Below are 14,663 nucleotides of genomic sequence, written 5' to 3'. Positions count from 1 at the left end.
TGCGAGCACTGCCCGGAGCCAGAATAACAAGTAAGATAGCCCGATATTCTTTACAAGCGCATAGGCATGACGACATAGGCTGCAGATTGTGACGCTGCATCTTCAATCTGTACGCTCGATACGGAATCGGTCAGCAGAATACGTACGTTCTCGCACTTCAGCGCGTTAAGAACGTCAAGCACGTAGCTAACGTTAAAGCCGATTTCCAGTTCAGTACCAGGATAGGAAACATCCAGAATTTCTTCTGCTTCTTCCTGCTCCGGGTTGTTGGCAGTGATTTTGAGCTGGTTTTCGCTGACATACAGACGCACGCCACGGAATTTCTCGTTGGAGAGAATCGCCGCACGCGCAAACGCCTGTTTGAGGATATCGCAACCGGCTTCCAAATGTTTGTCCGGATTCTTCGGCAATACGCGGCGATAATCCGGGAAACGACCGTCAACCAGCTTGGAAGTAAAGATGAAGTCACCAACGTGCGCACGAATATTGTTGCTGCCAATCTGCACGCGCAGCGGGTTATCGCCGCCGTCGAGCATACGCATCAGTTCAATCACACCTTTACGCGGTACGATCACCGAATGGCTAGGCAACGGCTGACCGACAGGCATTGAACAGACCGCCAGGCGGTGACCGTCGGTCGCCACGGTACGCAACTCTTCCCCTTCGGTTTCAAACAGCATGCCGTTTAAGTAGTAACGCACGTCCTGATGCGCCATCGAAAACTGCGTGGCTTCAATCAGGCGCTTCATTGTCGCCTGTGGCAGGGTGAATTCGACTTCGCTCTGCCAGTCGTCCAGATTCGGGAAGTCGGCGGCAGGCAGCGTAGACAGCGAGAAACGGCTGCGGCCAGAACGCACCAGCATACGGTCGCCTTCCAGTTGAACGGCAATTTCCGCCCCTTCTGGTAATCCACGGCAAATATCGAAGAATTTACGCGCCGGAACGGTGGTCGCACCAGGTTCATGAGGCTGGATCAGCGCCACGCGCGCCACCATCTCCATTTCGAGATCGGTACCGGTAAGCGAAAGGGTGCCGTCAGCAACCTGCAGCAGCAGGTTTCCGAGGATCGGCAGTGTAGGACGTCCACCCAGCGGGCCGCTGACCTGCTGAAGCGGTTTTAATAAATGTTCACGTTCAACGGTAAATTTCATAGCGTCACGAAGATAATGTTCTGATTAAATTGGAGAAATCTTCTTTAATATCATGGCTTTCTTCACGCAACTGCTCAATCTTGCGGCAGGCATGAAGCACGGTAGTATGGTCACGCCCACCAAACGCGTCGCCAATTTCCGGCAGACTGTGGTTAGTGAGCTCTTTTGCCAGCGCCATCGCCATCTGGCGCGGACGAGCTACCGAGCGAGATCGACGCTTAGAAAGCAGATCCGCAATTTTGATTTTGTAATACTCCGCCACCGTCTTCTGGATATTGTCGATGGTGACCAGCTTTTCCTGCAAAGCCAGCAGATCGCGCAGCGCTTCACGCACGAAATCGATAGTAATCGCCCGGCCGGTAAAATTGGCGTTGGCGATCACGCGGTTCAGTGCGCCTTCCAGCTCACGTACGTTAGAGCGTAGACGCTTGGCAATAAAGAACGCTACTTCACCCGGCAGACGAATGTCGTTTTCGTCGGCTTTTTTCATCAGGATCGCAACACGCGTTTCCAGTTCAGGCGGTTCGATCGCGACAGTCAGTCCCCAGCCAAAACGGGATTTCAGACGATCTTCAACGCCGTTGATCTCCTTCGGATAGCGATCCGAGGTCAGGATGATCTGCTGATTGCCTTCCAGCAGGGCATTAAAGGTGTGGAAAAACTCTTCCTGCGATCGCTCTTTATTCGCGAAGAATTGGATATCGTCAATCAGCAGCGCGTCAACGGAACGGTAGTAACGTTTAAACTCTTCGATCGCGTTGTTTTGCAGGGCTTTGACCATGTCCTGCACAAAACGCTCGGAGTGCATATACACCACTTTGGCGTTTGGCTTACGCGCCATAATGCCGTTACCGACAGCGTGCAGCAGGTGAGTTTTACCCAGGCCCGTACCGCCATAAAGGAATAACGGATTGTAGGCGCCGCCAGGATTGTCCGCCACCTGACGTGCCGCCGCGCGCGCCAGTTGGTTAGATTTACCTTCAACGAAGTTATCAAACGTGTGTTTGACGTTGACGTTAGAACGATAGGTAGGTTCTGCCGGAGCCGGGACGTTATCCCAGCCTGGACGCGCCGCCGGAGCAGCACGTTGTGGTTGCACTTGCTGAGTCACGTGGGCGGGCGCAACAACGTTGTTGACCGGCGTTTTCAGCGTTTGCGTGACGGGTTTAGTACCGACTTCAAAGCGCAGCTGTGGGGCATCCGCTCCACAGAAATTATTGAGTAATCCATTAATATTATTAAGGTATTTATCCCTTACCCAATCGAGCACGAAACGGTTTGGCGCGTACAAAGCCAGCGTGTTATCGCTCAGTTCCGCCTGCAACGGGCGTATCCACATACTGAACTCTGTGGCTGGTAACTCATCCTGCAATCGGGCAAGACACTGCTGCCAAAGCGAAAGTGACACGGCGGACTCCACTCGAACAAAAGTCGATAAATGACAAAGGCTGAAACATTCATGATTGTTGACGCACACCGACAAGACCCTATGCAAAGGGTGACGTGCGAATTGCTATCTGCAATTTTTACCCGATCAGGATCCATTGAAACGATCAGGACCGCGGATCATAGCGTAAACTGAGAAAGAGATCTTCTGTTTCTCACAGATTCTTCCCGATTTATCCACAGGATGATCCAGAATCGGCTAAGTGTAAACGATCCTGGAGAAGTGCTGCAGGTTTTAGCGCGCATATTGAAAAAATTAATGAGTAAAGATGCTTTACTGCTTAAACGATCTAATAAAGATCCCGAGCGATCCTTGCGCTTTATCCACCAGCCCGTATAATTCTTACCCCCAGCGAGTAACGGTCGCCTTACGGCGTCAACGCTGCCTGTTTTTTACGCGAAACCATGCGGAAAAAAGCGGGAAATAAGGAAAGAGAATTGACTCCGGAGTGTACAATTATTACAATCCGGCCTCTTTAATCACCCACACTGTGGCGTAGGTCGTTCGAAATTCGTTCGGGTATACGCAAAAGTCAGTGAATTTATTCAAGTTTAGGTAGAAATCGCCATGAAACGCACTTTTCAACCGTCTGTACTGAAGCGCAACCGTTCTCACGGCTTCCGTGCTCGTATGGCTAATAAAAATGGTCGTCAGGTTCTGGCACGTCGTCGTGCTAAAGGCCGTTCTCGTCTGACCGTTTCTAAGTAATAAAAGCTAGCCCCTGAGTGGTTAAGCTCGCATTTCCCAGGGAGTTACGTTTGTTAACTCCCACTCATTTCACATTCGTCTTCCAGCAGCCACAACGGGCTGGCACGCCGCAAATCACCATCCTCGGCCGCCTGAATTCGCTGGGGCATCCCCGTATCGGTCTTACCGTCGCCAAGAAAAATGTTAAACGTGCGCATGAACGCAATCGGATTAAACGTCTGACGCGTGAAAGCTTCCGTTTACGTCAGCACGAGCTTCCAGCAATGGATTTCGTGGTGGTGGCGAAAAAAGGGGTTGCTGACCTCGATAACCGTGCTCTCTCGGAAGCGTTGGAAAAATTATGGCGTCGCCATTGTCGCCTGGCTCGCGGGTCCTGATAGCCCTCATTCGGGTCTATCAACGCCTGATCAGTCCGCTGCTTGGGCCGCATTGCCGTTTCACTCCAACCTGTTCGAGCTACGGAATTGAGGCATTGCGCAGGTTTGGAGTGATAAAAGGCAGTTGGTTGACGGTGAAACGCGTATTAAAATGCCACCCTTTACACCCTGGTGGTGACGATCCCGTCCCGCCCGGACCATTTGATACCAGAGAACACTAACGATGGATTCGCAACGCAATCTTTTAGTCATCGCTTTGCTGTTCGTGTCTTTCATGATCTGGCAAGCCTGGGAGCAGGATAAAAACCCGCAACCTCAGGCCCAACAGACCACGCAGACAACGACCACCGCAGCGGGTAGCGCCGCAGACCAGGGCGTACCGGCCAGTGGCCAGGGGAAACTGATTACGGTTAAAACTGACGTGCTTGATCTGACCATCAACACCCGTGGTGGTGATGTGGAACAGGCTTCACTGCCAGCTTACCCGAAAGAACTCGGTTCTACCGAACCGTTCCAGTTACTGGAAACCACGCCACAGTTCATCTACCAGGCACAGAGTGGCCTGACAGGTCGTGACGGCCCGGATAACCCGGCTAACGGCCCGCGTCCGCTGTACAACGTCGAAAAAGACGCGTTTGTACTGGCTGACGGTCAGAACGAACTGCAGATCCCGATGACCTATACTGACGCAGCGGGTAACACATTCACTAAAACGTTTGTACTCAAGCGTGGTGAATATGCTGTCAACGTTAACTACAGCGTGCAGAACGCCGGCGAAAAACCGCTGGAAGTCTCCACCTTTGGTCAGCTGAAGCAATCCATCAATCTGCCATCTCATCGCGATACCGGAAGCAGCAACTTTGCGCTGCACACCTTCCGCGGCGCGGCGTACTCCACGCCGGATGAGAAGTATGAGAAATACAAATTCGACACCATTGCTGAAAACGAAAACCTGAACGTCAATGCTAAAGACGGCTGGGTCGCAATGCTGCAACAGTATTTCGCAACGGCATGGGTTCCGCGTAACGACGGCACCAACAACTTCTATACCGCTAACCTGGGTAACGGCATTGCCGCTATCGGCTATAAGTCACAGCCGGTACTGGTACAGCCTGGCCAGACTGGTGCGATGACCAGTACCCTGTGGGTCGGCCCGGAAATTCAGGATAAAATGGCGGCCGTTGCACCGCACCTGGATCTGACCGTGGATTACGGCTGGTTGTGGTTCATTTCTCAGCCGCTGTTTAAACTGCTGAAGTGGATCCATAGCTTCCTGGGTAACTGGGGCTTCTCCATCATCGTTATCACCTTTATCGTTCGTGGCATCATGTACCCGCTGACCAAAGCGCAGTACACCTCCATGGCGAAGATGCGTATGCTGCAGCCGAAGATTCAGGCAATGCGTGAGCGTCTGGGCGATGACAAACAGCGTCAGAGCCAGGAAATGATGGCCCTGTACAAAGCTGAGAAGGTTAACCCGCTGGGCGGCTGCTTCCCGCTGATCATCCAGATGCCAATCTTCCTGGCGTTGTACTACATGCTGATGGGCTCCATTGAACTGCGTCATGCGCCGTTCGCTCTGTGGATCCATGACCTGTCTGCACAGGACCCGTACTACATTCTGCCGATTCTGATGGGCGTGACGATGTTCTTCATTCAGAAGATGTCTCCGACCACTGTAACCGACCCGATGCAGCAGAAGATCATGACCTTTATGCCGGTCATCTTCACCGTGTTCTTCCTGTGGTTCCCGTCAGGTCTGGTGCTGTACTATATCGTCAGCAACCTGGTAACCATTATTCAGCAGCAGCTGATTTACCGTGGTCTGGAGAAGCGTGGCCTGCATAGCCGCGAGAAGAAAAACTCCTGATTCGGTGTAGGCCGGATTAGGCGAAGCCGCCATCCGGCAAACGGAACATAAAGTAAAGGGCGGTCATTAGACCGCCTTTTTTATTGCATTAAGAAGAGACAAACCATGAGCCATAACGACACCATCGTCGCTCAGGCCACCCCACCGGGACGTGGTGGCGTGGGTATCCTGCGTATCTCCGGCCTGAAGGCGCGTGAGGTCGCAGAAACCGTACTGGGGAAACTACCCAAACCGCGTTACGCCGATTATCTGCCGTTTAAAGACGCGGATGGCAGCACGCTGGATCAGGGGATTGCCCTGTGGTTCCCCGGCCCGAACTCCTTTACCGGCGAAGACGTTTTAGAGCTTCAGGGCCACGGAGGTCCGGTGATTCTTGACCTGCTGCTCAAACGTATTTTGACGATTCCCGGGCTGCGCATTGCCAGACCCGGTGAATTCTCCGAGCGCGCGTTTCTCAATGATAAGCTCGATTTAGCCCAGGCAGAGGCGATTGCCGACCTGATCGATGCCAGCTCGGAGCAAGCCGCTCGCTCAGCGCTGAACTCGTTGCAGGGCGCATTTTCCGCACGGGTAAATCATCTTGTGGAAGCACTCACTCACCTGCGCATCTATGTCGAAGCGGCGATCGACTTCCCGGATGAAGAAATCGACTTCCTGTCTGACGGCAAGATTGAAGCGCAGCTCAATAACGTTATCAGCGATCTTGATGCCGTACGTGCCGAAGCGCGTCAGGGTAGCCTGCTGCGCGAAGGGATGAAGGTAGTCATTGCCGGTCGCCCTAACGCCGGGAAATCGAGCCTGCTGAACGCGCTGGCAGGCCGTGAGGCGGCTATTGTGACCGACATTGCGGGGACGACTCGCGACGTACTGCGTGAGCATATTCATATCGACGGTATGCCGCTGCACATCATCGATACTGCCGGTTTGCGCGATGCCAGCGATGAAGTTGAACGCATTGGTATCGAACGTGCCTGGCAGGAAATCGAACAAGCCGACCGTGTGCTGTTTATGGTGGATGGCACCACCACCGACGCCGTGGACCCAGCTGACATCTGGCCAGACTTTATTGCCCGTCTGCCAGCCAAACTGCCGATTACCGTGGTGCGTAACAAAGCGGATATTACCGGTGAGACGCTGGGCCTTAGCGAAGTAAATGGCCACTCACTGGTTCGTCTCTCCGCACGTACCGGTGAAGGTGTTGACGTACTGCGTAACCATCTCAAACAGAGCATGGGCTTTGAAACCAATATGGAAGGTGGCTTCCTGGCGCGTCGTCGTCATCTGCAGGCACTGGCAGAAGCGGCGGAGCATCTTGAGCAGGGTAAAGCCCAACTTCTCGGCGCATGGGCCGGAGAATTGCTGGCAGAGGAGCTACGTCTGGCGCAGCAGAACCTCAGTGAGATCACCGGGGAATTTACCTCCGACGATCTGCTGGGACGAATTTTCTCCAGTTTCTGTATTGGTAAGTAACGTTGTGTTGCCCGGTGGCGCGATGCTTGCCGGGCCTACAGGCCCTATAGGCCGGATAAGGCGTTTACACCGCCATCCGGCAACAACAATTTCCCATGCGGAAATCACTGTTGTCCAAATGGCAACTCGTGCAGTTGACTCTCTGACCGTATGCTTAGCGCCACATTTCTCATGAGGTCGCTATGACACGCTTTCTAATCTGCAGTTTCGCCCTGGTTCTTCTTTATCCTGCCGGTATTGATATGTATCTGGTGGGGCTGCCCCGTATTGCGGCCGATCTACAGGCCAGCGAGGCGCAACTGCATATCGCGTTTTCGGTTTATCTGGCGGGAATGGCGACGGCGATGCTTTTCGCCGGAAAAGTTGCCGACCAGTCAGGACGTAAACCAGTCGCTATTGTCGGTGCACTCATCTTTATTTTCGCCTCTGCGCTGTGTTCATTTGCCGAGAGCGGTACGCCGTTCCTGGTAGGCCGCTTTATTCAGGGTGTGGGCGCCGGCTGCTGCTATGTGGTGGCTTTCGCTATTCTGCGCGATACGCTCGACGATCGTCGCCGGGCGAAGGTACTGTCGTTGTTGAACGGTATTACCTGTATCGTGCCGGTGCTGGCTCCGGTGATGGGGCATCTGATCATGCTCAAATACCCGTGGCAGAGCCTGTTCTACACGATGATGGGAATGGGTGTGGCTGTTTGCCTGCTGTCGGTATTTGTCCTGCGAGAATCGCGCCCAGCAACGTTTATGGCGACGATGGAAAAGAACCACACTACCGAATCACTGGTAAACCGCTTTTTCTTAAGCCGTCTGGCCATTACTACCCTTAGCGTGTCGGTGATCCTGACCTTCGTGAATACGTCTCCGGTGCTGCTGATGGAAGTGATGGGCTTCGACCGCGGCGAGTACGCCACTACCATGGCCATGACCGCTGGCATCAGTATGGCGGTCTCTTTCTCTACGCCATTCGCCCTGAGCGTGTTTAAGCCTCGCGTTATGATGCTAACCTCGCAGGTGCTGTTTCTGTGTGCTGGCGTGGTGTTAACCCTTGCTACTTCACACGCGGTAACGTTGTTCGGGTTAACCTTAATCTGCGCCGGATTCTCGGTCGGTTTCGGTGTTGCGATGAGCCAGGCGCTGGGACCGTTCTCGCTGCGCGCGGGCGTCGCCAGCTCGGCATTAGGTATTGCACAGGTTTGCGGTTCCTCGCTGTGGATTTGGCTGGCGGCTGTTCTTGGCCTTGATGCGCTGAATATGCTGATCGGGATTCTGATTGGCTGTAGCATAGTGAGTATCATGCTGATTATCACTGTTGCACCTAACCGGTCCGCGCCAACTCATGAAGAAATCCCTCAGCAGTCTCGATCTTAATTTATTGCTCTGCCTGCAGCTGTTGATGCAGGAACGCAGCGTCACTAAAACCGCTAAACGGATGAACGTCACTCCGTCGGCGGTCAGTAAGTCGCTGTCGAAGCTGCGGGCCTGGTTTGACGATCCCTTGTTTGTGAACACCCCGCTGGGGCTATCGCCGACGCCGCTGATGGTCAGCATGGAGCAGAGCCTGGCTGAATGGATGCAGATGGGCAATCAGCTGCTCGATAAGCCGCACCATGAATCGCCGCGCGGGCTGAAGTTTGATCTGGTGGCCGAAACGCCGCTGGTGATGATCATGTTCAACGCGCTCTCCCGGCAGATTTACCAGCGCTATCCTCAGGCGACGATCAAAATACGCAACTGGGACTATGATTCGCTGGATGCCATTATTCGCGGTGAAGTGGATATTGGCTTTACCGGACGCGAAAGTCATCCGCGTTCTCGAGAACTGCTGAGTTTGTTGCCATTGTCGATCGACCATGAAGTGCTGTTTTCCGATCTGCCCTGCGTCTGGCTACGTGAAGATCATCCCGCACTGCAGGAAGAGTGGAATCTGGACACCTTTCTGCGCTATCCGCACATCAGCATTAGCTGGGAGCAAAGCGATACCTGGGCGCTGGATGAAGTCCTGCAAGAAATGGGGCGCGCACGCAATATCGCGTTATGTCTGCCTGGTTTTGAACAATCGCTGTTTATGGCTGCGCAGCCGGATCACGCGCTGATTGCCACCGCACCGGTTTATTGCCAGCGTTATAACCAACTCCACCAGCTTCCACTCGTTGCGCGGCCGATGCCATTTGATACGGCGCAACTGGAAAAAATGCGCGTACCGTTTACTCTTCTTTGGCATAAACGCAACAGCCACAATCCTAAGATCGTCTGGCTAAAAGACACGATCAAGGCGCTTTATCGCGATATATCCTGACGATCCGTCATTTTGGTGTTTCAAAATCGACCATTCTGGCAACAGAAATGTAAATATCGCGTAATGTATCCCATTTCCGCTTACTTTTTGGGCAGCAAAGCCTGCCCGGAAGCCGTGTAAATGTTACTCTGGTGATAATCACGGACCATTAATCACGGAGCGAAAAATGGCGACACATTTTGCCAGAGGGATTCTTACGGAGGGACACCTGGTATCAGCTCGCCTCCCTTCTCCATGCCATATCGAAGCAAGAGATCTGCCCGCTCATCGCCGAACACGCTTCCTGGCCTCCCGAAGTCTTCTCGCCGAACTGATGTTCATGCTTTACGGCACCAGCACGTTGCCTGAGATTGTTACTGAGGCGAAAGGTAAGCCCGTTTTTCGCGATAAGAATCTACCGGGATTTTCGATCTCTTATGCCGGGAATATCGTCGGCGTTGTGCTAACGACTGAAGGAACGTGCGGCCTGGATATGGAACTTCAGCGGGCAACCCGCGGGTTTAACAATCCAAATTCAGCGGAAATGTGGCGCTTCTCCAGTAACGAAAACCTGTGGATCAATAATCAAAACGACCCCAATGAAGCGCGCGCGCAGCTCATTACATTGCGCCAGAGCGTACTCAAACTCACCGGCGATGTATGCAATGACGATCCGCGCGAACTCCAGCTTTTACCCGGCGCAGGACGCCTGAAATGTGCCCATGTTGCGCAGATTGAAGCCATTTGCGACGCGGAAGATGTGCTGGTGTGGTCGGTTGCGGTTTCGCCAGCCATTGAAAAACTCAAGGTTTGGGAGTTTGATGGTCAGCAGGACTGGAAAAGTTTGCCTGATATCCAGACTCGCGCCAATGAGCCAACGGGTCGTCTGATCCGGTTCTCTCAATTATGCGCAGCGAAAAGCCATACGCTTTGATTTAACCTTTATGATGAAACAGGAGTCACCATGTCTGAAACATTGAATGTTGTTACGTTACTGGGAAGTCTGCGCAAAGGTTCGTTTAATGGAATGGTTGCCCGTACACTGCCCAAGATTGCTCCCGCAGGAATGGAAGTGAGCGCGTTACCGTCGATTGGTGATATCCCACTGTACGATGCCGATCTCCAGCAGGAAGAAGGTTTTCCGGCCAGCGTAGAAGCACTGGCTGAGCAAATCAGAAAGGCTGACGGTGTCGTCATCGTCACACCTGAATATAACTATTCTGTTCCGGGCGGACTGAAGAACGCCATCGACTGGCTGTCTCGCCTGCCCGATCAGCCATTATCCGGCAAACCGGTGCTGATCCAGACCAGCTCCATGGGTGCCATTGGCGGCGCGCGCTGCCAGTACCATCTGCGTCAAATCCTGGTGTTCCTCGACGCCATGGTAATGAACAAGCCGGAATTTATGGGCGGGGTCATTCAAAACAAGGTGGATCCGCAGACGGGCGAAGTGATTGACCAAAGCACGCTGGACCATCTGACCGGCCAGTTGACCGCATTTGGCGACTACATTCAACGCGTGAAAGCCTAAAAGAAAAAGCCCGCCAGCAACGATGCCTGGCGGGCAGTTGTCCAGACCGATATTTTAGTGCGCGTCGATAAACACAATCTTCAGCACAAACAGCAGCGCGACAACGATGACGCACGGGCTGAGATCGCGGAAACGTCCAGTACCGATTTTCATCACGCAGTAAGAGATAAAGCCCAGCGCAATACCTTCGGTAATTGAGAAGCTAAACGGCATCATCACAGCGGTAATAAACGCCGGAACCGCTTCAGTCAGGTCTTCCCACTTCACGCGCGACAGGCTTGATGTCATCAGGACACCAACGTAAATCAGCGCACCTGCAGCTGCATAGCCCGGTACCATTCCCGCCAGCGGCGACAGGAAGATAACCAGCAGGAACAGCAGGCCAACGACGACTGCAGTCAGGCCGGTACGGCCACCAACCGACACCCCGGAAGAGGATTCAATATAGGCAGTAACGGAAGAAGTCCCGATAAACGCCCCGGTAACCGACGACACGCTATCCACATACAGCGCCTGCTTCATGCGTGGGAACTTGCCCTTCGCGTCCGCCAGACCGGCTTTATCCGTCACGCCAATCAGCGTACCGGAGGAGTCAAACAGGTTGACCAGCATGAACGAGAAAATCACACCCGCCAGGCCAATGTTAAACGAACCGGCCAGATCGACATGTCCGATAACGGACATCACGCTCGGCGGTGCAGAAACGATACCGTTGTAATGGACATCACCCAGCATCCAGCCCAGCAGCGTGGTTACAATGATGGAAATCAGCACCGCCGCATGAATATTACGTGACGCCAGAATCGCGATGATAAAGAAGCCCAGAATACCGAGAAGTACGCTGTGGGACGTCAGGTTACCGATAGACACCAGCGTGTCTTTGTTGGCGACGATAACACCTGCGTTTTTCAGCCCCATCATGCCGATGAACAGACCGATACCGCTGGTGATCCCCACGCGCAGGCTCACCGGGATATTGGCAATCATCCAGTAACGTACGCGGAAAATGGTCAGCAGCAGCAGACCTACCGCGCCCCAGAAGATAGCACCCATACCGATCTGCCATGACAGGCCCATCGCGCCGACGACCACGAAAGCGAAAAATGCGTTCAGGCCCATAGCAGGCGCAAGTGCGACCGGCAGGTTAGCAAATAGCCCCATCAGGATGCTACCAAAGGCAGCAATAAGGCAGGTGGTAACAAAGACGGCGCTGGTATCCATGCCAGCCACGCCAAGAATTTGCGGGTTAACAAAAACGATATACACCATCGTCAGGAAGGTGGTTAAACCGGCGATCACTTCGGTCCGTGCCGTCGTGCCATGTTCGCGCAGTTTGAACACGCGTTCCAGCATCCCCTGGCCAGAAGCCTGGGTTGTGTGTTGTTGACTCATTATCAATTTCCGAACAAGGAGGGAAAATTCGTCGCTATCCTATACCAAAATGCGACAATAGGGTTGGGTTATGAGCAACTTTTTTCATTGATTTTGCTTATACGGCAACGATTGCGTCGCCCAATAATGCATTACGAAAACGTTAAACTTGTTAAAACGGAAATGACATGTCCCAGATAGAAGCCGTATTTTTTGACTGTGACGGTACCCTTGTCGACAGTGAAGTGATTTGTTCTCGCGCGTATGTCAGCATGTTCCAGGCGTTTGGCATTACGCTCGATCTTGAAGAAATTTTCAAACGCTTCAAGGGGGTAAAGCTGTACGAGATCATCGACATTATCAACGAAGAGCACGGTGTCGAACTGGCAAAAGCCGATTTAGAACCGGTTTACCGCGCTGAGGTCGCACGTCTGTTCGATACCGAGCTGGAAGTCATTGCTGGTGCGAACACGCTGCTGGACAGCATGGCTGTGCCAATGTGCGTGGTGTCTAACGGTCCGGTCAGCAAAATGCAGCATTCGCTGGGTAAGCTGGGCATGTTGCACCATTTTCCTGATTTACTGTTCAGCGGCTACGATATCCAACGCTGGAAGCCCGATCCGGCCCTAATGTTCCATGCGGCAAAAGCAATGGACGTTAATGTTGAGAACTGCATTCTGGTTGATGATTCCAGCGCAGGCGCGCAGGCGGGGATTGCGGCGGGGATGGAAGTGTTCTACTTCTGCGCCGATCCGCATAACAAACCGATCGATCATCCCAAAGTCACGACTTTTACCGATCTGGCACAGTTGCCGGAATTGTGGAAGGCGCGGGGTTGGGATATTACCCGGTAATTTTTTGTAGGCCCGGTAAGCTTGCGCCACCGGGCAATTGCCGGATGGCGCTAACGCTTATCCGGCCTACTTTCTACGTTTTTATCACTCTTTAGGATCTTTGCCCGCCAGCAGCTTATCCAGCTCATCGCCGCCCACGTGACGGAAGTCTTGTCCCTTCACGAAATAGAAGATGTATTCGCAGATATTCTGGCAGCGGTCACCGATACGTTCGATGGAACGTGCGCAGAACAGCGCGGTCAGCACGCTTGGAATGGTACGTGGGTCTTCCATCATATAAGTCATCAGCTGACGCACGATGCCTTCATACTCCTGGTCGACTTTCTTATCTTCGCGATAAATACGTACCGCTTCGTCGAGATCCATACGCGCAAACGCATCCAACACGTCGTGCAGCATCTGCACGGTGTGACGACCCAGCGACTCCAGACTTACCAGCAGCGGCTGGTGTTGTTGCGAGAACTTCTCCAGCGCGGTGCGGCAAATTTTATCTGCCACGTCGCCAATACGTTCCAGCTCAGCGATGGTTTTGATAATCGCCATCACCAGACGCAGGTCGCTCGCTGTCGGTTGACGCTTGGCGATGATGCGCACGCATGCTTCGTCGATCGCCACCTCCATCATATTGACGTTCTTATCGCCTTCAATGACGCGCTTCGCCAGCTCGCTATCCTGATTGTGCATCGCCGTGATTGCATCAGAAAGCTGCTGCTCGACCATGCCGCCCATGGTCATCACCTGGGTACGGATGCTTTCCAGCTCTGCATTGAACTGGCCGGAAATATGTTTATTAAGGTTAAGGTTATCCACAACAAGCTCCTGAATCAGCCGTAACGACCGGTGATGTAATCTTCAGTTTGTTTCTTCGCGGGCTTGGTGAACAGATCGTCCGTGTTACTGAACTCAATCAACTCGCCCAGGTACATAAATGCCGTGTGATCGGAACAACGCGCAGCCTGCTGCATGTTGTGGGTAACGATAACGACGGTGTAATCCTCTTTCAGCTCAGTGATCAGCTCTTCGATACGCCCGGTAGAAATAGGGTCGAGCGCTGAACATGGCTCATCAAGCAGAAGCACTTCCGGGCGAATGGCGATGCCACGCGCAATACACAGTCGCTGCTGCTGACCACCCGAGAGAGAGTACCCGCTCTGGTGTAATTTATCTTTGGTTTCATTCCACAATGCGGCCTTGGTCAATGCCCACTGCACGCGTTCGTCCATATCCGCACGCGAGAGTTTCTCAAACAGACGTACGCCAAAAGCGATGTTGTCGTAGATGGACATCGGGAACGGCGTGGGCTTCTGGAATACCATGCCCACTTTGGCACGCAGCAGAGCGATATCCTGGGTATTGGTGAGAATATTGTCGCCATCCAGCAGAATTTCACCTTCCGCACGTTGCTCCGGGTACAGTTCAAACATTTTGTTGAACGTACGCAGCAGCGTCGATTTACCACAGCCAGAAGGCCCGATAAACGCCGTTACCTGGTTTTTAGCAATATCCAGGTTGATGTTCTTCAGGGCATGGAATTTGCCATAGTAGAAGTTCAAATCACGAACCTGAATCTTACCTGGGGCAGTATCAACCATACTCATTTCAATCTTTTCCTC

General features: G+C 53.1%; 16 protein-coding genes. 11 read left to right on the top strand and 5 right to left on the bottom strand.

Annotation, left to right across the window (positions count from 1 at the left end; genetic code table 11):
• Positions 1-50 precede the first annotated feature (50 nt).
• Positions 51-1,151 carry a DNA polymerase III subunit beta gene (dnaN, locus tag OGV98_RS22785; RefSeq protein WP_003023863.1) on the bottom strand — a complete coding sequence of 367 codons (1,101 nt, stop codon included), beginning with the start codon at positions 1,149-1,151 and terminating at the stop codon, positions 51-53.
• Positions 1,152-1,155: 4 nt separating this feature from the next.
• Positions 1,156-2,559: a chromosomal replication initiator protein DnaA gene (gene dnaA, locus OGV98_RS22780; protein ID WP_003023861.1), complete on the bottom strand. Its 1,404-nt coding sequence runs from the start codon at positions 2,557-2,559 to the stop codon at positions 1,156-1,158.
• Between the two features lie 222 nt (positions 2,560-2,781).
• Between dnaA and OGV98_RS23675 the strand changes: the two genes are divergently transcribed.
• From OGV98_RS23675 to OGV98_RS22735, 10 genes are all read left to right on the top strand, one after another.
• Positions 2,782-2,937: a hypothetical protein gene (locus OGV98_RS23675; protein ID WP_418219453.1), complete on the top strand. Its 156-nt coding sequence runs from the start codon at positions 2,782-2,784 to the stop codon at positions 2,935-2,937.
• Between the two features lie 228 nt (positions 2,938-3,165).
• The gene (gene rpmH, locus OGV98_RS22775) at positions 3,166-3,306 is read left to right on the top strand and encodes a 50S ribosomal protein L34 (RefSeq protein WP_003023858.1); all 141 of its coding nucleotides are present in this window, start codon (positions 3,166-3,168) and stop codon (positions 3,304-3,306) included.
• A gap of 17 nt (positions 3,307-3,323) precedes the next feature.
• Positions 3,324-3,683, top strand: coding sequence for a ribonuclease P protein component (gene rnpA / locus OGV98_RS22770; RefSeq protein ID WP_003844432.1), 360 nt, complete (start codon positions 3,324-3,326; stop codon positions 3,681-3,683).
• Positions 3,647-3,904: a membrane protein insertion efficiency factor YidD gene (gene yidD / locus OGV98_RS22765; RefSeq protein WP_003023846.1), complete on the top strand. Its 258-nt coding sequence runs from the start codon at positions 3,647-3,649 to the stop codon at positions 3,902-3,904. The genes rnpA and yidD overlap by 37 nt, the downstream gene beginning before the upstream one ends.
• Before the next feature lie 2 nt (positions 3,905-3,906).
• Positions 3,907-5,553 carry a membrane protein insertase YidC gene (yidC, locus tag OGV98_RS22760; RefSeq protein WP_003023844.1) on the top strand — a complete coding sequence of 549 codons (1,647 nt, stop codon included), beginning with the start codon at positions 3,907-3,909 and terminating at the stop codon, positions 5,551-5,553.
• 105 nt (positions 5,554-5,658) lie between these two features.
• Positions 5,659-7,023 (top strand): tRNA uridine-5-carboxymethylaminomethyl(34) synthesis GTPase MnmE, encoded by a 1,365-nt coding sequence (mnmE, locus tag OGV98_RS22755; RefSeq protein WP_003840593.1) that lies wholly within the window; start codon positions 5,659-5,661, stop codon positions 7,021-7,023.
• Positions 7,024-7,205: 182 nt separating this feature from the next.
• Positions 7,206-8,387: an MFS transporter gene (locus OGV98_RS22750; RefSeq protein WP_003844430.1), complete on the top strand. Its 1,182-nt coding sequence runs from the start codon at positions 7,206-7,208 to the stop codon at positions 8,385-8,387.
• Positions 8,356-9,315, top strand: coding sequence for an HTH-type transcriptional regulator YidZ (gene yidZ, locus OGV98_RS22745; RefSeq protein ID WP_003023837.1), 960 nt, complete (start codon positions 8,356-8,358; stop codon positions 9,313-9,315). Before OGV98_RS22750 ends, yidZ begins: the two co-directional genes overlap by 32 nt.
• A gap of 166 nt (positions 9,316-9,481) precedes the next feature.
• The gene (locus tag OGV98_RS22740) at positions 9,482-10,228 is read left to right on the top strand and encodes a 4'-phosphopantetheinyl transferase family protein (protein ID WP_048217017.1); all 747 of its coding nucleotides are present in this window, start codon (positions 9,482-9,484) and stop codon (positions 10,226-10,228) included.
• A 30-nt stretch (positions 10,229-10,258) separates the two neighbouring features.
• A complete protein-coding gene (locus OGV98_RS22735) occupies positions 10,259-10,825 on the top strand; it encodes an NADPH-dependent FMN reductase (protein ID WP_003023832.1) in 567 nt (188 codons plus the stop codon).
• Between the two features lie 54 nt (positions 10,826-10,879).
• Here OGV98_RS22735 and adeP read toward each other — a convergent pair whose 3' ends face one another.
• A complete protein-coding gene (adeP, locus tag OGV98_RS22730) occupies positions 10,880-12,217 on the bottom strand; it encodes an adenine permease AdeP (RefSeq protein WP_003840586.1) in 1,338 nt (445 codons plus the stop codon).
• Positions 12,218-12,384: 167 nt separating this feature from the next.
• Between adeP and yieH the strand changes: the two genes are divergently transcribed.
• Entirely contained in the window at positions 12,385-13,050 is a 666-nt protein-coding gene (gene yieH / locus OGV98_RS22725) for a 6-phosphogluconate phosphatase (protein ID WP_032950596.1), read from the top strand.
• Positions 13,051-13,134: 84 nt separating this feature from the next.
• On the opposite strand, the gene phoU is transcribed toward yieH, so the two are convergent.
• Together phoU and pstB are read right to left on the bottom strand one after the other, a co-directional pair.
• Positions 13,135-13,860, bottom strand: coding sequence for a phosphate signaling complex protein PhoU (gene phoU, locus OGV98_RS22720; protein WP_003023824.1), 726 nt, complete (start codon positions 13,858-13,860; stop codon positions 13,135-13,137).
• A gap of 14 nt (positions 13,861-13,874) precedes the next feature.
• Positions 13,875-14,648: a phosphate ABC transporter ATP-binding protein PstB gene (gene pstB / locus OGV98_RS22715; protein ID WP_003023821.1), complete on the bottom strand. Its 774-nt coding sequence runs from the start codon at positions 14,646-14,648 to the stop codon at positions 13,875-13,877.
• Positions 14,649-14,663: the final 15 nt, after the last annotated feature.

The organism is Citrobacter sp. Cf136 (assembly GCF_030333815.1).
GTDB lineage: Bacteria > Pseudomonadota > Gammaproteobacteria > Enterobacterales > Enterobacteriaceae > Citrobacter > Citrobacter freundii.
The sequence above is the reverse complement of the archived record's forward strand: the minus strand, read 5'-3'. Positions and strand labels throughout refer to the sequence as shown.

Bases quoted from the DNA above. Each gene is read 5' to 3' on its own strand.
- rpmH (WP_003023858.1), top strand. From the start codon at position 3,166: ATGAAACGCACTTTTCAACCGTCTGTACTGAAGCGCAACCGTTCTCAC.
- yieH (WP_032950596.1), top strand. From the start codon at position 12,385: ATGTCCCAGATAGAAGCCGTATTTTTTGACTGTGACGGTACCCTTGTC.
- yidZ (WP_003023837.1), top strand. From the start codon at position 8,356: ATGAAGAAATCCCTCAGCAGTCTCGATCTTAATTTATTGCTCTGCCTG.
- OGV98_RS22735 (WP_003023832.1), top strand. From the start codon at position 10,259: ATGTCTGAAACATTGAATGTTGTTACGTTACTGGGAAGTCTGCGCAAA.
- mnmE (WP_003840593.1), top strand. From the start codon at position 5,659: ATGAGCCATAACGACACCATCGTCGCTCAGGCCACCCCACCGGGACGT.
- OGV98_RS22740 (WP_048217017.1), top strand. From the start codon at position 9,482: ATGGCGACACATTTTGCCAGAGGGATTCTTACGGAGGGACACCTGGTA.
- yidD (WP_003023846.1), top strand. From the start codon at position 3,647: ATGGCGTCGCCATTGTCGCCTGGCTCGCGGGTCCTGATAGCCCTCATT.
- yidC (WP_003023844.1), top strand. From the start codon at position 3,907: ATGGATTCGCAACGCAATCTTTTAGTCATCGCTTTGCTGTTCGTGTCT.
- pstB (WP_003023821.1), bottom strand. From the start codon at position 14,648: ATGAGTATGGTTGATACTGCCCCAGGTAAGATTCAGGTTCGTGATTTG.
- adeP (WP_003840586.1), bottom strand. From the start codon at position 12,217: ATGAGTCAACAACACACAACCCAGGCTTCTGGCCAGGGGATGCTGGAA.
- OGV98_RS22750 (WP_003844430.1), top strand. From the start codon at position 7,206: ATGACACGCTTTCTAATCTGCAGTTTCGCCCTGGTTCTTCTTTATCCT.
- OGV98_RS23675 (WP_418219453.1), top strand. From the start codon at position 2,782: ATGATCCAGAATCGGCTAAGTGTAAACGATCCTGGAGAAGTGCTGCAG.
- dnaN (WP_003023863.1), bottom strand. From the start codon at position 1,151: ATGAAATTTACCGTTGAACGTGAACATTTATTAAAACCGCTTCAGCAG.